Source organism: Marivivens aquimaris, from assembly GCF_015220045.1.
GTDB lineage: Bacteria > Pseudomonadota > Alphaproteobacteria > Rhodobacterales > Rhodobacteraceae > Marivivens > Marivivens aquimaris.
The window spans coordinates 327,546-346,910 of record NZ_JADBGB010000001.1 but is presented as its reverse complement, the minus strand read 5'-3'; the positions used below and the strand labels follow the sequence as shown (position 1 = coordinate 346,910).

Annotated in this window: 17 protein-coding genes; 6 read left to right on the top strand and 11 right to left on the bottom strand. The window is 60.9% G+C overall.

Translation table 11 applies throughout. The annotated features are described in order from the left end of the window. Window positions 1-35: 35 nt before the first annotated feature. A complete protein-coding gene (locus IF204_RS01675; RefSeq protein WP_194094149.1) occupies window positions 36-1,568 on the bottom strand; it encodes an acyl-CoA carboxylase subunit beta in 1,533 nt (510 codons plus the stop codon). A 195-nt stretch (window positions 1,569-1,763) separates the two neighbouring features. Here IF204_RS01675 and IF204_RS01670 point away from each other — a divergent pair, with 195 nt between their 5' ends. Together IF204_RS01670 and IF204_RS01665 are read left to right on the top strand one after the other, a co-directional pair. Then, window positions 1,764-2,990 (top strand): multidrug effflux MFS transporter, encoded by a 1,227-nt coding sequence (locus IF204_RS01670; RefSeq protein ID WP_194094148.1) that lies wholly within the window; start codon window positions 1,764-1,766, stop codon window positions 2,988-2,990. A 61-nt stretch (window positions 2,991-3,051) separates the two neighbouring features. Further along, complete coding sequence (locus IF204_RS01665) at window positions 3,052-4,449, top strand: helix-turn-helix domain-containing protein (RefSeq protein WP_194094146.1); 1,398 nt, start codon at window positions 3,052-3,054, stop codon at window positions 4,447-4,449. A 24-nt stretch (window positions 4,450-4,473) separates the two neighbouring features. Here the strand turns inward: IF204_RS01665 and IF204_RS01660 are convergent, their stop codons facing one another. The 5 genes from IF204_RS01660 to betI all read right to left on the bottom strand — a co-directional run bounded on the left by IF204_RS01660 (window position 4,474) and on the right by betI (window position 10,158). Then, on the bottom strand, window positions 4,474-4,722 hold the full coding sequence (locus IF204_RS01660; protein WP_194094144.1) for a YdcH family protein: 249 nt from the start codon (window positions 4,720-4,722) through the stop codon (window positions 4,474-4,476). A 107-nt stretch (window positions 4,723-4,829) separates the two neighbouring features. Further along, the gene (gene betA / locus IF204_RS01655) at window positions 4,830-6,488 is read right to left on the bottom strand and encodes a choline dehydrogenase (RefSeq protein ID WP_194094142.1); all 1,659 of its coding nucleotides are present in this window, start codon (window positions 6,486-6,488) and stop codon (window positions 4,830-4,832) included. 80 nt (window positions 6,489-6,568) lie between these two features. Further along, on the bottom strand, window positions 6,569-8,029 hold the full coding sequence (betB, locus tag IF204_RS01650; protein ID WP_194094140.1) for a betaine-aldehyde dehydrogenase: 1,461 nt from the start codon (window positions 8,027-8,029) through the stop codon (window positions 6,569-6,571). A 42-nt stretch (window positions 8,030-8,071) separates the two neighbouring features. Continuing rightward, on the bottom strand, window positions 8,072-9,580 hold the full coding sequence (gene betC / locus IF204_RS01645) for a choline-sulfatase (protein ID WP_194094138.1): 1,509 nt from the start codon (window positions 9,578-9,580) through the stop codon (window positions 8,072-8,074). Next, window positions 9,577-10,158, bottom strand: a complete 582-nt coding sequence (gene betI / locus IF204_RS01640) for a choline-binding transcriptional repressor BetI (RefSeq protein ID WP_228069016.1) — start codon at window positions 10,156-10,158, stop codon at window positions 9,577-9,579. Before betI ends, betC begins: the two co-directional genes overlap by 4 nt. Window positions 10,159-10,248: 90 nt before the next feature. Here betI and choX point away from each other — a divergent pair, with 90 nt between their 5' ends. The 3 genes from choX (at window position 10,249) to choV (ending at window position 13,134) form a co-directional block, all read left to right on the top strand. Next, window positions 10,249-11,163, top strand: a complete 915-nt coding sequence (choX, locus tag IF204_RS01635) for a choline ABC transporter substrate-binding protein (protein ID WP_194094137.1) — start codon at window positions 10,249-10,251, stop codon at window positions 11,161-11,163. Between the two features lie 97 nt (window positions 11,164-11,260). Continuing rightward, complete coding sequence (gene choW / locus IF204_RS01630) at window positions 11,261-12,121, top strand: choline ABC transporter permease subunit (protein WP_322743248.1); 861 nt, start codon at window positions 11,261-11,263, stop codon at window positions 12,119-12,121. Next, the gene (gene choV / locus IF204_RS01625) at window positions 12,121-13,134 is read left to right on the top strand and encodes a choline ABC transporter ATP-binding protein (RefSeq protein ID WP_194094135.1); all 1,014 of its coding nucleotides are present in this window, start codon (window positions 12,121-12,123) and stop codon (window positions 13,132-13,134) included. The genes choW and choV overlap by 1 nt, the downstream gene beginning before the upstream one ends. Window positions 13,135-13,208: 74 nt before the next feature. Here choV and IF204_RS01620 read toward each other — a convergent pair whose 3' ends face one another. Then, window positions 13,209-14,111, bottom strand: a complete 903-nt coding sequence (locus IF204_RS01620) for a DMT family transporter (protein ID WP_228069015.1) — start codon at window positions 14,109-14,111, stop codon at window positions 13,209-13,211. A gap of 38 nt (window positions 14,112-14,149) precedes the next feature. Next, on the bottom strand, window positions 14,150-14,749 hold the full coding sequence (locus tag IF204_RS01615) for a LysE/ArgO family amino acid transporter (RefSeq protein WP_194094133.1): 600 nt from the start codon (window positions 14,747-14,749) through the stop codon (window positions 14,150-14,152). A 69-nt stretch (window positions 14,750-14,818) separates the two neighbouring features. Here IF204_RS01615 and IF204_RS01610 point away from each other — a divergent pair, with 69 nt between their 5' ends. Then, window positions 14,819-15,694: a LysR family transcriptional regulator ArgP gene (locus IF204_RS01610; protein WP_194094131.1), complete on the top strand. Its 876-nt coding sequence runs from the start codon at window positions 14,819-14,821 to the stop codon at window positions 15,692-15,694. A 101-nt stretch (window positions 15,695-15,795) separates the two neighbouring features. Here the strand turns inward: IF204_RS01610 and IF204_RS01605 are convergent, their stop codons facing one another. The 3 genes from IF204_RS01605 to IF204_RS01595 form a co-directional block, all read right to left on the bottom strand. Then, entirely contained in the window at window positions 15,796-16,539 is a 744-nt protein-coding gene (locus tag IF204_RS01605; protein WP_194094129.1) for a YebC/PmpR family DNA-binding transcriptional regulator, read from the bottom strand. A gap of 76 nt (window positions 16,540-16,615) precedes the next feature. Beyond that, entirely contained in the window at window positions 16,616-18,400 is a 1,785-nt protein-coding gene (locus IF204_RS01600; RefSeq protein WP_194094127.1) for an SLC13 family permease, read from the bottom strand. A gap of 67 nt (window positions 18,401-18,467) precedes the next feature. Then, the gene (locus IF204_RS01595; RefSeq protein ID WP_194094125.1) at window positions 18,468-19,289 is read right to left on the bottom strand and encodes a TIGR00282 family metallophosphoesterase; all 822 of its coding nucleotides are present in this window, start codon (window positions 19,287-19,289) and stop codon (window positions 18,468-18,470) included. Window positions 19,290-19,365 lie beyond the last annotated feature (76 nt).

Here is a 19,365-nt window from a genome sequence, read left to right as displayed (position 1 = left end):
CCCCGCCTGCTGCTCTGACTGGCTCCTCCAGCGCGTCAGAGCGGAATGTTGTCGTGCTTCTTCCACGGGTTGGTCAGCTGCTTGTTGCGCAGGCTGGCAAACGCACGGCAGACGCGGCGGCGGGTCGAGTGGGGCATGATGACCTCATCGATAAACCCCTTCTCTGCCGCAACGAACGGATTGGCGAAGCGGTCCTCGTAATCCTTCGTGCGAGCAGCGATCTTGTCTTTGTCGCCCAATTCCGAACGGTAGAGGATTTCGGTCGCGCCCTTGGCACCCATCACCGCGATCTCTGCGGTCGGCCAAGCGTAGTTGAAGTCACCGCGCAGGTGTTTGGAGGCCATCACGTCATATGCGCCGCCATAGGCTTTGCGGGTGATGACGGTGACCTTGGGGACGGTCGCTTCGCCGTATGCGTAGAGCAGCTTTGCGCCGTGCTTGATAACGCCGCCATATTCCTGGCTGGTGCCCGGCAGGAAGCCCGGAACGTCGACCAGCGTCAGGATCGGAATTTCGAAGGCATCGCAGAAGCGCACGAAGCGGGCCGCTTTACGCGACGAGTCGATATCGAGGCAGCCTGCCAGAACCATCGGCTGGTTCGCGACGACACCGACGGTCGAGCCTTCCATGCGGATGAAGCCGGTGATGATGTTCTTGGCGTAGTCTTCCTGAATTTCGTAGAAGTCGCCCTCGTCCCCGATCTTATGAATGAGTTCCTTCATGTCATAAGGCGTGTTCGCGTTGTCGGGGATCAGCGTGTCGAGGCTGGCGTCCACGCGTGCCGGATCGTCAAAGAACGGACGGACCGGCGGCTTCTGACGGTTGTTCAGCGGCAGGAAGTCAACGAGGCGGCGTACTTCGGCCAGCGCCTCAACGTCATTTTCGAACGCGCCATCGGCGACCGACGATTTCTTGGTGTGAGTCGATGCACCACCAAGCTCCTCGGCGGTCACCTGTTCGTTGGTCACGGTCTTCACCACATCGGGGCCGGTGACGAACATGTAGGAGCTGTCTTTGACCATAAAGATAAAGTCGGTCATCGCGGGCGAATACACAGCGCCACCGGCGCACGGCCCCATGATGACGGAGATCTGCGGGACAACGCCCGAGGCCATGATGTTGCGCTGGAATACCTCGGCGTAACCGGCGAGCGAGGCGACGCCTTCCTGAATACGCGCACCGCCCGAGTCGTTCAGACCGATGACAGGCGCGCCGTTCTGCATCGCCATGTCCATGATCTTGCAGATCTTCTGGGCGTGGGTTTCGGACAGCGAGCCGCCGAAGACGGTGAAGTCCTGAGAGAACACATAGACCTGACGGCCATTGATCGTGCCCCAGCCGGTGACGACGCCGTCGCCTGCGGGACGCGATTGCTCCATCCCGAAATCGGTGCAGCGGTGGGCGACAAACATGTCGAACTCTTCAAAGCTGCCTTCGTCCAGCAGAAGGTCGATCCGCTCGCGGGCCGTCAGCTTGCCTTTGGCGTGCTGGGCTTCGATCCGCTTCTCACCGCCACCCAGACGCGCGACTTCGCGGCGCTGTTCGAGTTCTTGCAGGATATCTTTCATGGGGCTTCCTCCGCAGGACATTGACGGGACCATAAGCGCAATAAAGTTGCGCGGCTAGCAAAATAGGGCAAATTTGCAAACTGTTGCCTTAGCGAGAATTTGCAACTGCAACACTGCAAATAAATGCGCCGCGCACATATCATCCCGCCGGAATGCAGATAGACGCGCCGACGGGTTATCAGCTACGCGAACGCTATGACCAAGATTCCCGAGGTCCGCTTTCTGGACCGTACCACACCGCCCGCAACAATCACGCTCGTTCTGCTTGCAGGCGTGTCCGCGCTGAACATGTCGATCTTCTTGCCTTCGCTGAGCGGGATGACTGCGTATTTCGACACCACTTATAGCGTGATGCAGATCGCGGTGTCGGGCTATTTCCTCTGCACGGCGATTTTGCAGCTGATCGTGGGCCCGCTATCGGATCGCATCGGACGCCGCCCCGTGGTGCTGGGATCGCTCGCGCTGTTCGTGCTGGGGACCATTGGTGCGATCTTTGCGCCGAACATCTGGGTCTTTCTGATCTGCCGCATCATCCAAGCCAGCGTCGCGTCTTGCATGGCACTGTCCCGCGCAGTGGTGCGTGACGTTTACCCGACCGACCAAGCCGCATCACGCATCGGCTACGTCACCATGGGCATGTCGATCGTGCCGATGATCGGCCCCGTGATCGGCGGCGGCCTCGACGAGTTATTCGACTGGCGCGCAAGCTTCGTGTTCCTCGCCATCTCGGCAGGCGCGATCCTTGCACTGACCTACCGCGATCTGGGCGAGACCAGCCGCTCGCAAGGCATGACGATCGGCCAGCAGTTCGCGCAGTACCCGCTGCTGCTGAAATCCGTCCGGTTCTGGGGCTACGTTGCCTGCACGTCGTTCTGCGCCGGCGCGTTCTACGCCCTCCTCGGCGGCGCGTCCTACGTGGCCGAGAACGTCTACAGCCTGTCACCCAGAGACGCAGGCCTCGCGCTCGGGATGCCTGCACTCGGTTACTTCTTCGGCAACTATCTGTCGGGGCGCTACGCGGTGAAATACGGGATTAACGCGCTGTCATTGGCGGGCTGCATCCTGTCCGTTGTCTCGCTGCTGATCTCTGCCGCGCTGGTGTCGCACGGCCACGATACGCCGTTCGTGTTTTTCGGCATGATCTCGATCATGGGCCTCGGCAATGGCCTCACGATGCCAAACGCCACAACCGGCTCGCTGTCGATCAAGCCCGAAATCGCAGGCACCGCATCCGGCCTCGCCACGGCGATCATGATGGGCAGCGGCGCGATGATGTCTGCCCTCGCCAGCTCGATGCTGAGCGGCGACAACGCGGCCTTCACCCTCGCGTCGATCATGGCGGCAAGCGCAGCGGCATCGCTGGTGTCGATCCTGTTGGTGATCTGGCGCGAGCGCCAACAGGGACTTTCTGCCGCGATCTGACCCCTTGCACCGCCCTTTTGCAAAGACGTAAAGTCACTTTGCAAAAGGGATGAGGGACAAGATGGCGACGCAAAAGCTCTATGCCGGTGTCAAACTACGCGAACTGCGCGGGCGGCTGGGGCTGACCCAGAAGGCATTCGCCGAAAAGCTCAGCGTGTCTCTGCCCTATCTGAACCAGATGGAGAACAACAATCGCCCGATCTCGACGGCGGTGGTTCTGTCTTTGGCGCAGGAATTCGGGTTTGACGTGACCGAACTACAATCGGGCGACGAAGCGCGCCTGATCTCCGACATGCGAGAGGCGCTGGCCGATCCCGTCTTCACCGGCACGGCCCCTGCCCTTGCCGATTTGCGTCTTGCCGCGTCGAATGCCCCGACGCTTGCCCGCGCGTTGCTGGATTTGCACGCTGCTTATCGCCAGACACACGAACGCCTCGCGTCGCTGGACGAAGCTCTAGGCCGCGAGGATGCGCGGCTTCAGCCGTCACCGTGGGAAGAGGTGCGCGACTTCTTCCACTATTGCGACAACTACATCGACGCAGTGGACCGCGCGGCGGAGCATTTCGCAGTGCAGTCAGGCGGTTTGACCATGCGGGAGTCCGCGATCAAGACGCTTGAAGGGCGTCGGATCACGGTCAAATTCGAAGACACCGAAACTATCCGTTTCTATGATGCCGCCAGCAAGTCGCTGGTGATCTCCCGCCGCGCGACCGAGGCAACGCAAAGCTTTCAGTTGATGCTGCAAGTGGCTCTTTTGACTCGGGATCAGCTGCTTGAGGCAACGCTCGATCTGGGGCGTTTCCAGTCCGCCGAAGCCCGCGCGATCGCGAAGCTCGGCCTCGCCAACTACTTCGCCGGTGCCGCGTTGATGCCCTACGCGCGGTTCCTTGAGGCCGCGCAAGAGACACGCCATGATCTAGAGCGGCTAGCTGACCGCTTCGGCACCTCGGTCGAACAGGTCGCGCACCGTCTATCGACGCTCCAGCGTCCGGGGTCGAAGGGGATTCCGTTCTTCTTTGTCCGCGTCGATCCGGCGGGCACGATCACCAAACGCCATTCTGCCACGACGCTGCAATTCGCCCGCTACGGCGGCGCGTGTCCGCTGTGGAATGTGCACCGTGCGTTCGAAAGCCCGAACCGTTGGCACCGCCAGCTGGCTGAAACACCGGACGGTGTGCGCTACTTCTGCCTTGCGCGCGACGTCACGAAATCGGGCGGCGCGTTCCATGCCCCGACCCGCCGTTTCGCCATCTGCCTAGGCTGCGAGGTCAAACACGCCCGCGCGCTGGTTTACGCGGACCACATGGACATCGACACCGCAGCAGCGTTCGAGCCCATCGGGATTTCCTGTCGGATTTGCGAGCGCAAGGATTGCCACCAGCGTTCCGTCCCGCCGCTCGAACGTCGCCTGACGGTGGACCCGAACCAGCGGGGCATCCTGCCCTACCGCGTGGAATAAAAAAGCGGCCCGAAGGCCGCTTCCTCATGCTGGCTCGGAGGTGCCGAGCGCCTTGGCGATCTCGTCCTTCAGCCGCATCCGTTCTTTGCGCAGCTCGATGGCGTCCATGTCGTCCAGTGGCGCGATGTTGGTTTCGGCGCGGTGGATGGCGCGATTGATCTCGTGATAGCGGTCGGTCAACTTCGCGAAATGGGCGTCCTTGAGCCGACGGGCAGAGATGTTTTCGGCCTCGCCCGGAAATTCTTCGTAGAGTTCGTGAGGTGTGTTGGACATCGTCGCGACCTTTCCTGAATGGGTTTCAAGGAAAGATTAGGACCGCTGCGCCCTGCCTACATTGACCTGAGTCAGAAACGGCGCCCGAAGGCGCCGTTCCCTGTGATTTATCGCTGCGAGGTCTCCCAGTTCGGGTTCATCCACGGCTCGGCATTCTCTGCCGGAAGCGGCGAGCGGCCAAGGATGTGGTCCGATGCCTTCTCGCCCGTCATGATCGACGGCGCATTGAGGTTGCCGTTGGTGATGCGCGGGAAGATAGAGCTGTCGGCCACACGCAGACCGTCCACACCGATTACGCGGCATTCCGGATCGACAACGGCCATCGGGTCGTTCTTGTCGCCCATCTTGCAGGTACCGCAGGGGTGATACGCGGACTCGACGTGCTGGCGGGTGAAATCGTCCAGTTCGTCGTCGGTCTGACAATCGGCACCCGGCTGGATTTCCTTGCCCGCGTAGGGCGCGAAGGCAGGCTGCTTGAAGATTTCGCGGGTGAGGCGAATGCAGGTGCGGAAATCCTCCCAGTCCTTTTCATGGGACATGTAGTTAAAGAGGATCTTCGGCGCGTCCTTCGGATCGCCCGAACGCAGAGTGATCTCCCCGCGCGACGGCGAACGCATCGGGCCGACGTGGGCTTGGAAGCCGTGACCTTCGGCAGCAGTCGCACCGTCGTAACGCACAGCGATCGGCAGGAAGTGGTACTGGATGTCGGGATATTCGACACCGGCCTTCGAGCGGATGAAGGCCGCGCTTTCGAACTGGTTCGACGCGCCGATACCGGTCTTGGTGAACAGCCACTGCGCACCGATCAGACCCTTCATGAAGATGTTCCAGTATTTATAGAGGCTCACCGGCTGGGTGGCCGCCATCTGGATGTACATTTCAAGGTGGTCTTGCAGGTTCTGACCCACACCCGGACGGTCGGCAACGACGTCGATGCCGTGCTCGGCCAGATGCTTGGCCGGACCGATGCCGGACAGCATGAGGATCTTGGGCGAGTTGATCGAGGAGGCCGCGATGATGACCTCTTTGGTGGCGTCGATGACTTCGGACTTGCCGTCGCGTTCGACCTGAACACCGGTAGCGCGGCCGTCCTTGATGACGATTTTCTCGGCCATGGCACGCACGACATTCACGCGGCCGGTCTGCATCGCGGGCTTGAGGTAGGCGTTGGCAGCCGACCAGCGACGACCACGGTAGATGGTGGCGTCAAACGGGCCGAAGCCTTCCTGCTGCTCACCGTTATAGTCGCCCGTGACGGGGTAGCCAGCCTCGCGGCCAGCTTCGACGAAGGCGCGGGTCAGCGGGTTGTTGCGGGGACCGCGTGTGATGTGCAGCGGGCCGTCCTTACCGCGCCATTCGGGATCACCGCCATGACCGCCGGAGTGCCAGTGCTCCATGCGCTTGTAGTAGGGCAGCACGTCGGCGTAGCGCCAACCATGCGCGCCGCTTTCGGCCCAATGGTCGAAGTCTTTGGCGTGGCCGCGCACGTAGATCATGCCGTTGATCGACGAGGAGCCGCCGATGACCTTGCCGCGCGGGGTCGCCATGACACGGCCACCAAGGTGCGGTTCGGGTTCGGAATTGAAGCCCCAGTCGTACATTTTCATGTTCATGGGGTACGAAAGCGCGGCAGGCATCTGGATGAACGGACCGGCATCCGTGCCGCCGTATTCGATCAGGATGACCGACTTGCCTGCTTCCGACAGGCGGTAAGCCATGGCGCAACCCGCGCTACCGGCACCGACGATGACATATTCAGCCTGCATGCAGACCTCCGGAAATGAGTGGTTTGAGCGGCGCAGGCAGACCCCGCGCCGTATGCAATTTCAACGGTGAACGGAGCGCCTTAGAACGGCGCTTCGCAGGGGTTCATCGAGACGTAGACGGTCTTCACTTCGGAATAGTGGTTGATCGCCTCTTTGGAGTTCTCGCGGCCAACGCCAGACGCCTTCACGCCGCCGAAGGGAGCTTCGACCGGAGCAAGGTTGTAGGTGTTGATGTAGCAAGTGCCCGCCTCGAAACCGGCAACCACGCGGTGCGCGCGGGTGAGGTCCTGAGTGAACACACCAGCGGCCAGACCGAAATCGGTGGCGTTGGCGCGTTCCATGACCTCTTCCTCGGTGTCGAAATCGAGGACCGACAGAACGGGGCCAAAGATTTCTTCGCGGGCGATGGTCATGTCATCGGTGACATCCGCAAACAGGGTCGGTTCGATCCAGTAGCCGTCCTTTTCGATGCGGTTACCGCCTTTGACCAGACGCGCGCCCTCTTCCTTGCCCTTAGCGATGTAGCCTTCGACAATGTTCAGCTGACGTTCGGAGGACATCGGACCGATGGTGGTTTCCATCTCCATCGGATCGCCAATGACGGCGTCGCCCATACGCTCGGCGAGACGGGCAATGAAGTTCTCCTTGATGCCCTTCTGAACGAACACGCGGGTGCCGTTGGAGCAGACCTGACCGGTCGAGTAGAAGTTGCCGTTGATCGCGCCCGAGATCGCGCTCTCGATGTCGGCGTCATCAAAGACGATCAGCGGGGATTTACCGCCGAGTTCCATCGTGACGTGCTTCATCTCTGCGGCAGCGGCAGCGTAGACCTTCTTGCCGGTCGGGACCGAGCCGGTGAGCGAGACCTTGGCCACGCGCGGATCGGTGACGAGCGATGCGCCGACAGCGCCCATGCCCTGAACGACGTTGTAAACGCCCTTCGGTGCGCCTGCCTCGACGAGGATTTCGGCGACCTTCAGCGCGCAGAGCGGGGTCACTTCGGACGGTTTGAAGACCATCGTGTTGCCGCAAGCCAGCGCCGGTGCACCCTTCCAGCACGCGATCTGGGTCGGATAGTTCCATGCGCCGATACCGACGCAAACGCCCAGCGCCTCGCGGCGGGTGTAGACGAAATCGCCGCCAGCGAGCGGGATGTGCTCGCCCGTCAGCGAAGCGGCCAGACCGCCGAAGTATTCGAGAGCATCCGCGCCCGAGGTCGCATCGGCGATGGTGGTTTCGGACATCGGCTTGCCGGTGTCGTAGGTTTCGAGGACCGACAGGTCGTGGTTGCGTTCACGCATGATGTCGGCAGCACGGCGCAGCACGCGGCCACGTTCGGTGCCGGACATCGCGGCCCATTCTTTCTGGGCGCGCTCTGCCGATGCCAGCGCCTTGTCGACGATGGCGGGGGTTGCGGCGTGAACCTTGGCGATCACCTCGCCGGTGGCGGGGTAGATCACTTCGATGAGTTCACCAGCGGTATCTTCGACATACTCGCCGTCGATAAAGTGGCTGGCTACGGGTTGGGTATCATAAGGCATAGGTGTCTCCGTCGGGAGGAATTTCAGGCGAAGGAACTAGGCTCATTCCCCGCGAGGGAAACGCTGGTTCTCTTCAACGACGTTGAGGTCCATGTGGTTACGCATGTAGCGGTTGGTCGCATCCATCATCGGCTGGTGGTCCCACGCGGTGAACTTACCGTTGGTCAGCGCCTCGTAGGCGATCCAGCGACGCGCTTGGCTCTGGCGTACTTCGTTGTCGAAGCGGGCCATGTCCCAACGCTCAGCGGCTTTGGCCTTCATATCGGCCAGAACCGTCGCATAAGCGGGATCACCGGCGACGTTGTTCAGCTCTTGCGGATCTTTCTCCAGATCGAAGAGCTGATCGGGGTCAAGCTGGCACTGGTTGAACTTGTACCGACCGGACACGAGCGAGATCAGCGGGGCGTATGAGCCCTCTGCCGCGTATTCCATCTTGACTGGCGAGGTACGTTTTTCGCCGCGACCCAGCGGCGCAATGCTTTCGCCGTCGACCCACGGGGTTACTTCGCCCATGTCGATGCCCGCCAGATCGCAGAGCGTCGGCGTGACGTCGATGGCCGAAACCGGATCGGTCACAAGGCCCGGCTCCATGCTCTTGTCGCAGATCATCAGCGGAATGCGCGAGGAGCCTTCGTAGAAGGACATCTTGAACCACAGACCGTGCTCACCCAGCATGTCGCCGTGATCCGAGAGGAACACAATGCTTGCGTCCTGGCGGGTGCGTTCGAGCACGTCGAGTAGCTCGCCGACCTTGTCGTCGATGTAGCTGATGTTCGCGAAGTACGCGCGGCGCGAACGGCGGGTGTTTTCTTCGGACAGGTCGAAGTTCTTGTAGTCGGTGCTGTCCATCAGACGCTGCGAGTGCTGGTCCTGTTCCTCGTAGGGGATCGGGCCGACCTCGGGTTCCAGATGCTCGCAGTCCTCGTAGAGATCCCAGTATTTCTTGCGGGCCACATAGGGATCATGCGGGTGGGTGAACGACACGGTGAGGCACCACGGACGCTCATCATGTCCACGCGCGAGATCGTAGAGCTTGCGGCAGGCGTTGTAGGCAACCTCGTCGTCGTACTCCATCTGGTTGGTGATCTCTGCCACGCCAGCGCCCGTGACCGAACCCATGTTGTGATACCACCAGTCGATACGCTCACCCGGTTTGCGGTAATCGGGGGTCCAGCCGAAGTCGGCGGGGTAGATGTCGGTGGTCAGGCGCTCTTCGAAACCGTGAAGCTGGTCGGCGCCGACAAAGTGCATCTTGCCCGACAGGCAGGTCTGGTAGCCCGCGCGGCGCAGGTGGTGCGCGTATGTCGGGATCGAAGAGGCGAACTCGGCGGCGTTGTCGTAGACCTTGGTGCTCGACGGCAGCTGGCCGGCCATGTAGGCGGCACGGGCCGGAGCACAAAGCGGCGACGCGCAGTACGCGTTCTGGAAGCGCGTCGAACGCTCAGCCAGCTTTTTCAGGTTCGGTGTGTGCAGCCAGTCGGCCGGACCGTCCTGAAACAGAGTACCCGTCAGCTGGTCCACCATGATGATGAGAATATTTGGCTTCGTCATTGTCCCTGTCCGATTTCCAATTCAATTACCGCCAAGACATGTGCAGCAGCGGCGTTTCCGTTTGCGGTGCGATCTCCGAGCACTTCGCGCAGATAGAGACCGTCGATGAGCCCCCCGATTCGTTCAGCGACCGAGTCGGCTCTGCCCCCAATCAGAGGGCGAAGATTGTAGACAAGATTACTATGTAGGCGGTTCTGGTAGACATTGAGCAGACGGCGCGCCTCGGTCGACTGCTGGGCCAGAACGTAAAAGTTGAGCCACGCGGCGATGACTTCACGACGGAAATTCGAAGAACCGAATCCCGCCCTCACGATGGCTTCGATCCTCTCGAACGGATCAGACGCCATAGCCAATGCACCACGAACTTCCGCGGCGTAAACGGCTAGAGTATGTCGCATAGCAGCAAGAAAAATCTGCTCTTTGCCCCCGAAGTAGTGATGAGCAAGCGCGGAAGACATGCCAGCCCGCTTCGCGATCTGACTGACGGTCACGTCCAAGCTGCCTGCGGCACCGATCTCATCGATAGTCGCTTTGACAAGAGCAGCACGACGTATAGGTTCCATTCCGAGTTTGGGCATTTTCCGCCTAAATTTACTTGCCATTCGTAACATGTTGGTCGTTAATTGACTCGTCAATCAACAAAACCAACTACACACAGGGAAAACAAAATGAAAATGAAAAGTGCACTTTCCGTGCTCGCACTCGTCGCCGCCGCTCCGGCATTCGCTGACTGCGACACCGTCACTTTCTCGGATGTTGGCTGGACCGACATCACCACCACCACCTCGACCACCAAGCACGTTCTCGAAGCTCTGGGCTATGACGTCGACGTGAAAATCCTCTCGGTTCCGGTGACGTACGCATCGCTCGAGTCGGACGACATCGACGCCTTCCTCGGCGCATGGATTCCGGCACAGCAGGGCGTTCTCCAGCCGTACCTCGACAACGGTGAGATCGACGAACTGGCTACCAACCTCGAGGGCACCATCTACACCCTCGCAGTTCCGACCTACACCTACGAAAAAGGTCTCCAGACCTTCGGCGATATCAACTCGTTCGCTGACAGCCTCGACGGCAAGATCTACGGCATCGAGCCGGGCAACGAAGGCAACCAGTACCTCGTTTCGCTGACCGAAAAAGACGGCACCGGCCTCACCGACATGGAAGTCATCGAGTCCTCTGAGCAGGGCATGCTGGCTCAGGTCGAGCGCGCTTACGACAAGGGCGAAGACGTTGTCTTCCTCGGCTGGGCTCCGCACCCGATGAACGCCAACTTCGAACTGTCCTACCTGCCGGGTGGTGAAGAGTTCTTTGGCGGCGAAGGTGTTGTGAAGACCCTGACCCGTAAGGGCTACGCAGAAGAGTGCCCGAACGTCGGCACCCTGCTTTCGAACGTCAAATTCTCGCTCGAGATGGAAAACCTGATCATGGGCCAGATCCTCGACGACGGCGCTGATCCGGACGAAGCAACCATGGCTTGGCTGCAGGAAAACCAGGACACCGTTATGGCTTGGGTTGACGGCGTATCGACCGTTGACGGCGGCGACGGTGCTGCTGCGGTTTCGGAAGCCTTCGGCTACTAATCCGACCCACTGAAATGGCCCCGCTTCGGCGGGGCCATTTTTCATTCTCCAAAGCCGGTGTTAGAAGGCCGGATCCGGGAACAACAAGGAGAGACGCGTGGCGACTGATTTTTTTAGTGCGCTGTCGGACGGTGAATTTGGCAGCAAGATTCCGGTCGGCAAGACCGCGAAACAAGGTTTTGACTGGCTACAAGACAATTTCGAATTCGTGTTCGACTGGATTTCAGTCGTAATGGAATTCCTGATCGACGGCATTCTGTCGGTGCTCGAATGGGCGCACCCGATGGTGATTATCCTGCTGTTCGTCGGCCTGACCTACTACCTTCAAAAGAGCATCAAGACCGCCCTTCTGGTGCTGGTCGGATTTCTATTCATCCTCAACCAGGACTACTGGGAACCCACCCTGGAAAGCCTGACGCTCGTGCTGTCGGCTTGCGTAGTCTGTATGGCCGTCGGCGTACCGCTCGGTATTTTCGCCGCCCATAAACCCAAGTTTTACAAGTACATGACTCCGGTACTCGATCTGATGCAGACGCTGCCGGCTTTCGTTTACCTCATTCCCGCGATCGTCTTCTTCGGCATCGGTATGGTCCCCGGCCTTCTGGCTACGGTTATCTTTGTTCTGCCGGCTTCGATCCGCATGACCCACCTCGGTATTTCGACCACCCCTACCCCGCTTCTGGAAGCCGCTCGTGCTTTCGGCGCGACCAACCGTCAGGTTCTTTGGAAAGTCGAACTGCCGTCCGCATTCCCGCAAATCATGGCCGGTCTGAACCAGACCATCATGCTGTCGCTGTCGATGGTTGTTGTCGCCTCGCTCGTGGGCGCGAACGGCCTTGGCGTTCCGGTGCTTCGCGCGCTTGGTCAGGTCCGTACCGACCTCGGCTTTGAATCGGGCCTCGTGATCGTCGTCGTGGCTATCATTCTCGACCGTATGCTGCGGGTGGAGCGTAAGTAATGACCAATAATGCAGTAGAATTCGATAACGTTTCCATCGTCTTCGGTGAAACGCCCGACAAGGCGTTGCCGCTGATGGACGATGGCCAATCGCGCGCGGATATTCAGGCCGCAACCGGTCAGGTTCTGGGCGTGCACAACTGTAACCTCAGCGTGGCCGAAGGCGAGATCCTCGTCCTCATGGGCCTGTCCGGCTCGGGCAAGTCGACCCTGCTCCGCGCTGTCAACGCGCTGAACCCTGTCGTCCGCGGCACCGTTCGCGTCAGCAACGGCAAGGAACTGGTCGACGTCACTCACGCCAAACCGGCAGAGCTGCGCAAGATCCGCCAGAACCATGTTGCGATGGTGTTCCAGCAGTTCGGCCTTCTGCCGTGGCGGACCGTTCGCGAGAACGTGGGCCTCGGCCTCGAACTTGCGGGTCAGTCGGTAGCCGAACGCAAGGATGCCGTTGATCGCCAGCTCGAACTCGTCGGTCTTTCCGATTGGGCAGAGCGCCGCGTGGGCGAGCTTTCGGGCGGTATGCAGCAGCGTGTGGGCCTCGCCCGTGCGTTCGCGACCGATGCGCCGATCCTGCTGATGGACGAGCCGTTCTCCGCGCTCGACCCGCTCATCCGCGCCAAGCTTCAGGACGAACTGCTCGACCTTCAGGACAAGCTGAAGCGCACCATCATCTTCGTGTCCCACGACCTTGATGAAGCGTTCAAGATCGGCAACCGCATCGCTCTGATGGAAGGCGGCCGCATCGTTCAGGTCGGCACCGCGCGCGAAATCATCGCCAATCCGGTCGATGACTACGTGCAGGAATTCGTCGCCCACATGAACCCGCTCGGCGTTCTCACGGCCCGCGACGTCATGGGCGAAGGCACCGGCGGCGGCCTGCCCGTCGACGCCGAAATGCCGGTCAAAAAGGTGATGCTGGAGCTCCAGAAGTCCAAAGAGCTGATGGTCGTCGAAAACGGCGCTCCGATCGGTGTCGTGACCGAGACTTCGCTTCTGGCACGCCTCGCGAAATAAGCGCCTGCCGCGCAAGCGGCACCAGCTCAAAGACTTACGCCGGGCCCATAGGGTCCGGCGTTCGTTTTGATAACCTAGACTTTGGTCAGCGGCTGCACCGGCGTGATCCGCCGCCGCAACACTGCCTCGCGCCACGTCATGTAGCTGATACCGCCGACGATTAGCGCACCGCCCAGCAGCACATAAGGATCGACCGGCTCGTGGAAGATCAGCGCACCGAGCAGCGTTGCCCAGACAAGCTGAAGGAACGTCACAGGCTGGGTCACGGTCATCGGCGCCGCCGCAAACGCCCGCGTCATGGTGTAGTGCCCACAGGTCGCGAACACGGCCACACCGCCGAGCCAAAGCACCTGCTCCAGCGTCACCGGCTCCCACACAGCATAGGCCAACGGCGCAAGGCCAAGCGTCACGCTCCCCGTCAGGATCGCAACCACCACAGAGGGCGGTGCCAGCTTGGTTAGCTGCTTGGCCACCAGATAGGACGAGCCGAAACATAGCGCCGCGCCAAGCTGCGCGAAGTGGCCCGACGTGATCTCTCGCACACCCGGACGCAGCACGATCAGCGCGCCGATCACGGCCACGACAATTGCCGCCATCCGTCGCCACGCGAAACCCTCGCCGAGCAGCAGCGCAGCGCCCAGCGTCACCACGATCGGGTTGAGGTAGCCAATCGCCGTCACCTCGGCCATGGTCAAACGCGCCATCGCATAGAACCACAGGCAAACCGCCGCGATGTGCAGGACGGTCCGCAGGCCGAACATGCTCCAGCCCCGCACGCCGATATCCAGTTCGAAGACTTTCTTCACAAACGGCAGCAGGAACAGGACGCCCCACGCAAAGCGGATGAATGCCGACTGCGGCGCGGGCAGCGATGTTCCAAGGTAACGAACGATGCCGTTGACGACGACGAAACAGCCGACCGTCACCAGCATCCACAAAATGCCCTGCAGCGGGCGGTCCTGAGATGGCGTATTCATGCGCCACCTTTGCGCCTGATCGCGGGCCCTGACAATGACTATCCCCGCACAATCAGGTTTGCGGCAACCGACCACATCATCAGCCCCACGATCACGTCCAGCACCCGCCACGCGGCCTGATTAGCAAACAGCGGCGCGACCAAGCGCGCGCCGAACCCCAGCATTCCGAAGAACACGAAGGATGCCAGCATAGCGCCCGCGCCAAATTCCCACTCATGTCCCGGAAACTGGGTGGAGATCGAGCCGACCAGCAGCACCGTGTCCAGATAGACGTGCGGATTGAGCCACGTGAACATCAGGCAGGTCGCGATGACCTTGCCAAGCGGCACGGCGCCCTGTGCATCGGCCTCCATCGCCGCCCCGCCCTTCCACGCGGCGATCATGGCTTTGGCGCCATACAAGATCAGGAATGCCGCCCCGCCCCATCGCATCACGGGGAACAGCCAAGGCATCGCCTCGACCAGTTTACCCAGCCCGCTGACCCCTAGCGAGATCAGCAATGCGTCCGACACTGCGCAGACCAGCACAACAGCCCAGACATGTTCGCGCCTAATACCCTGCCGCAAGACAAAGGCATTCTGCGCACCGATAGCGAGGATCAGGGCAAAGCCTGTCCGAAATCCGATCCAAAGTTCCATACCGCTTGACCTACCGCTCCGACAAACATTAGCCAAATAAATTAAACTACCCTGGGATTAGCGCTGCTAATGTTTGACAAAGCCCAACTCGCCGCCCTTTCTGCTGTCATCCGCCTCGGCTCGTTCGACGCGGCCGCTGCGGCTCTGTCGGTCACACCCTCCGCGATCTCCCAACGGATCAAAGCACTCGAAGAACGCACCGGCACAACTCTCGTTCGCCGCGCAACGCCTTGTACCGCAACCGATACCGGCGCCCGCCTCGCCCGCCATTTCCAAGACATCTCGCTCCTCGACAAAGCGCTGGCAGAGGAGCTGGGTGAAGTCACTGCGCCCACCCACCTGCGCATCGCGGTCAATGCCGACAGTCTCGCCACATGGTTCCTGCCTGCGCTCGCGGGCCATGACTTGCTCTACGACCTGCTGATCGACGATCAAGACCACTCCGCCGACTGGCTGCGAAACGGCGAGGTATCCGCAGCCATCACATCAGACGCGGGTCCGGTCCAAGGGTGCGACAGCTTCCCCCTCGGTGCGCTCGAATACCGCGCAACGGCCTCGCCCGCCTTTGCGCAGCGCCACTTCCCAAACGGCATCACGCCCGAAGCCCTCACCACTGCGCCCGCACTCGTCTTCAATAAAAAAGACGCACTGCAATCGCGCTGGCTGTCACACCACGCGGGAAAACCCGTCTCTCTAAACGCCCATCACATCGCGTCGTCCCACGCCTTTGTCGATGCCTGCCTGCTTGGCCTCGGCTGGGGCATGAACCCGTCCCACCTCGTCGACGACCTCATCAAAACGGGCAAACTCATCGACTTGGGCGACCCGCTCCTGACACCGCTCCATTGGCAGATCAGCCGCCTCGTCGCCCGCCCGCTCTCCACCGTCACCGCTGCCATCCGCACACAGGCGAAGGCAGAGCTGCTGCCTCTTCATTCTGACTGAAATACCTCGGGGGAATTGGCCGCAGGCCAAGGGGGCAGAGCCCCACCCCACAAATAAAAACGGCGCCCGAAGGCGCCGCATTATTCAAACCTGACGACAGATCAGCCGAGTTCGGCTGCAACATCGTCCGGAACGTCGAAGTTCGCGGTGACGTTCTGCACGTCGTCGTCATCTTCGAGGGTATCAATCAGCTTCATCAGCTTCTGCGCGGTTTCCAGATCGACCATGGTGCGCGACTGCGGCTTCCAGATCAGCTTGGTGTCCTTGGCTTCGCCCAGTTCGGCTTCCAGCGCGTCCGAAACGTCCGAGAAGCTTTCCATAGCGCAGTAAACGTAGTGCGCTTCGTCGTCGGTCTCGACATCGTCAGCACCAGCTTCGAGAGCGGCCATCATGACGGTGTCTTCATCACCAACCGACTTGTCGTAGGTAATTTCGCCAACGCGGTCGAAGCTGAACGACACCGAACCGGTGGTGCCGAGGTTGCCGCCGTGCTTGGTGAAGGTCGAGCGGACGTTCGACGCGGTGCGGTTGATGTTGTCGGTCATCGCTTCGACGATGATCGCGATACCGCCTGCGCCGTAACCTTCGTAACGGATCTCGGTGTAGTCCGCCGCATCGCCAGCCATCGACTTCTTGATGGCGCGGTCGATCACGTCCTTCGGCATCGACTGCGATTTCGCAGCCTTCACCGCCAGACGGAGACGCGGGTTCTTTTCGGGATCGGGGTCGCCCATCTTGGCGGCGACGGTGATCTCTTTGGACAGCTTGGAAAACAGCTTGGAGCGCGCGGCGTCCTGACGCCCTTTGCGGTGCTGAATGTTAGCCCATTTACTATGGCCGGCCATCGGGGACCTCTTCTGTGCTTATTCTCGGGTTCGCGCCTCTATATGTCAGCGCCATGGGGTGCTGCAAGCCTTGGCCCTATGAAAGCGGCCAGATCAGCGGGATCAGTAGCGAAGATATGACCGCGAGCGAGATGTTGAGCGGCACACCAACCTTGAGGAAGTCGCTGAACTTGTACCCACCCGGACCGTAGACCAGCGTGTTGGTCTGGTAGCCGATGGGGGTCGAGAAACTGGCAGAGGCCGCGAACATCACCGCCACCACGAAGGGGCGCGGATCGTAGCCCAGCGCATTGGCTAGGCCTATGGCGATTGGGGTCATCACGACACCAACCGCGTTGTTCGACACAAGCTCGGTCAGGACCATCGACAGCGAATAGAGCGCAAAGATCACAAGGTACGGCGGCAGGTCCATCATATAGGGTGCCAGCGCGTTGCCGATCAGCTCCACCGCGCCGGACGCATCAAGCGCGGCACCCACGGCAAGCATGGCAAAGATCAGCGCGAGCAGCGCGCCGTCCACATGTTCGAACGCCTCGTCGGCATCGATACACCGTGTCAGCAGCACAACCGCCACCGCGATCATCGCGAGCAGCAGGATCGGCGCGATTTCGAGCGCGGCCAGAGCCACAATCCCAACCATGGCAGCAATCGCAATCGGCGCATGGCTGCGGCGGAATTCGCGGGCAGACGGCTTGGACACGTCACCAAGACGCATTTCGGAGGCAAGACGCTGGATATCTTCGGGCGAGCCTTCGAGCAGCAGCGTGTCCCCCACCCGCACGATCAGGTCGTCCATCTGGCGACCGATGTTCTTGTCACGGCGATGAACGGCGAGCACATAGACACCGAAACGGCGGCGCAAACGCATATCGCCCAGACGGCGACCGACCATGCGTGAATCCGGCGCGATCAGCACCTCGACCGTGGTCGTCTCAACGGCAGAGACCTGATCCACGCGGCGCAGTTCGCGATTGCGCTGAAGGCTCAGCAACTCGGTCATCTGGGTTCGCAGAACGACGCGGTCGCCGACCTGAAGCTCGACGCCCTCAAGGTCACGGCGCAGCGAGGCATCGCCGCGCACAACGTCGATCAGACGCACGCCATCGCGTTTGAAAAGCTGAACGCCGGTGACTTCGCGGCCAATCAGGTTCGAGTCCGGCGGGATCACGGCTTCGGTAAAGAACCGCATCTTGGAACGGTCAGAGAGCAGCGTCGCCATGCTCGTACGATCCGGCAGCAGCTTGCGCCCGATAGTCACGAGGTAAACCATCACAAACGCGGTCAGGATCAGACCCAGCGGCGCGATTTCGAAAATGCCGAACGGCTCCAGCCCTTGCTTGCGCGCGACACCATCAACAAGAAGGTTCGTCGATGTACCGATCAGCGTCGTGGTGCCGCCAATAATCGCGCCGTAGGACAATGGAATGAGCAGCTTTGACGCCGATACGTTCAGCGTCCGCGCGATGTGAACGAAGACCGGTAGCATCACAACAACCACAGGTGTGTTGTTTACAAAAGCCGAGGACACAACCACGAACAGCATCAGCCCGACAATCGCGAGCCTCGGATGGCTCTCCGCATAACCTTGCGCAAAGCCGGTCATCACATTCAGCGCGCCCGTCCGCACCAAGGCTCCCATCACGATGAACATCGCAGCGATGGTCCACGGCGCCGGGTTGGCCAGCGAGTCCACTGCCATCTGATATGGCAGCACACCTGTCAGCAGCAGAACGGCGACACCGCCGATGGCCACAACCTCGGTCGGATAGGCTTCGCGCAGGAACATGATGAACATGCCCACAACCACGGCGAGGGCGATGTAAGCGTTTGCCACTTCGGGCAAATCGAACAGTGAAATCATTGGAGCACCGGACTAGTCAAACGCCCTTCTAAGGGGTGCGGCACTCACCTGACAAGTGTTTCCGCTCTCAGACCGGCGACGGACCCGATGCTGCAAGGCGTCCACCGTTGCGCACCATCTCGACACGGGTCGCTTTGCCTGTTCTGTCATCGGTTTCGACATACAGACCGCAAAGCGTGACGTCACCCATCGCGGGCTCGAAGCGGCCTTTGTTCATACCGGTGATGAAACGGCGCATGGGCTCGGCCTTGTTCATGCCGATCACGCTGTCGTAGTCACCGCACATCCCTGCATCGGACTGGAACGCCGTGCCCGACGGCAGGATCTGCGCATCGCCAGTGGGAACATGAGTGTGCGTACCGACAACGACCGACGCGCGGCCGTCGCAGAAATGCCCGACGCCCATCTTCTCACTCGTCGCTTCGCAGTGAATATCCACCAGCGACGCCTGCACTAACCCGCCCAGCGGAAACTGCTTCAACGTCTGGTCCAGCGCCGAGAATGGATCGTCGTAGGGCTGCTTCATGAACACACGGCCCAGAACCTGCGTAACCAGAACCTTCTGCCCGCGCTTGGCCTGGAACACCCGCGCACCGCGTCCCGGCGCGACCTTGGAGATGTTCAGCGGGCGGATAATCCGCGGCTCGTTCTCGCAGAACGTCATCATATCCTTCTGGTCGAACGCATGGTCGCCCAGCGTGATGACATCCGCGCCAGCATCCAGAATTTCCTTGGCGTGCTCGCCGGAAAGCCCCATGCCGCGCGTCGAATTCTCGCCATTCACGACAACAAAGTCGAGCTTCCACGCCTCGCGCAGCTTCGGAAGTCTTTCCACTACCGCAGTTCGGCCGGCACGGCCCACGACATCGCCAAGAAACAGGATTTTCATGCGCTCTCCCTAGGCCCGGCGCACAAAATGCGCAAGCGGCTGCTCCGCCTTTGTGCCACAAATATCCCGGGGTGAA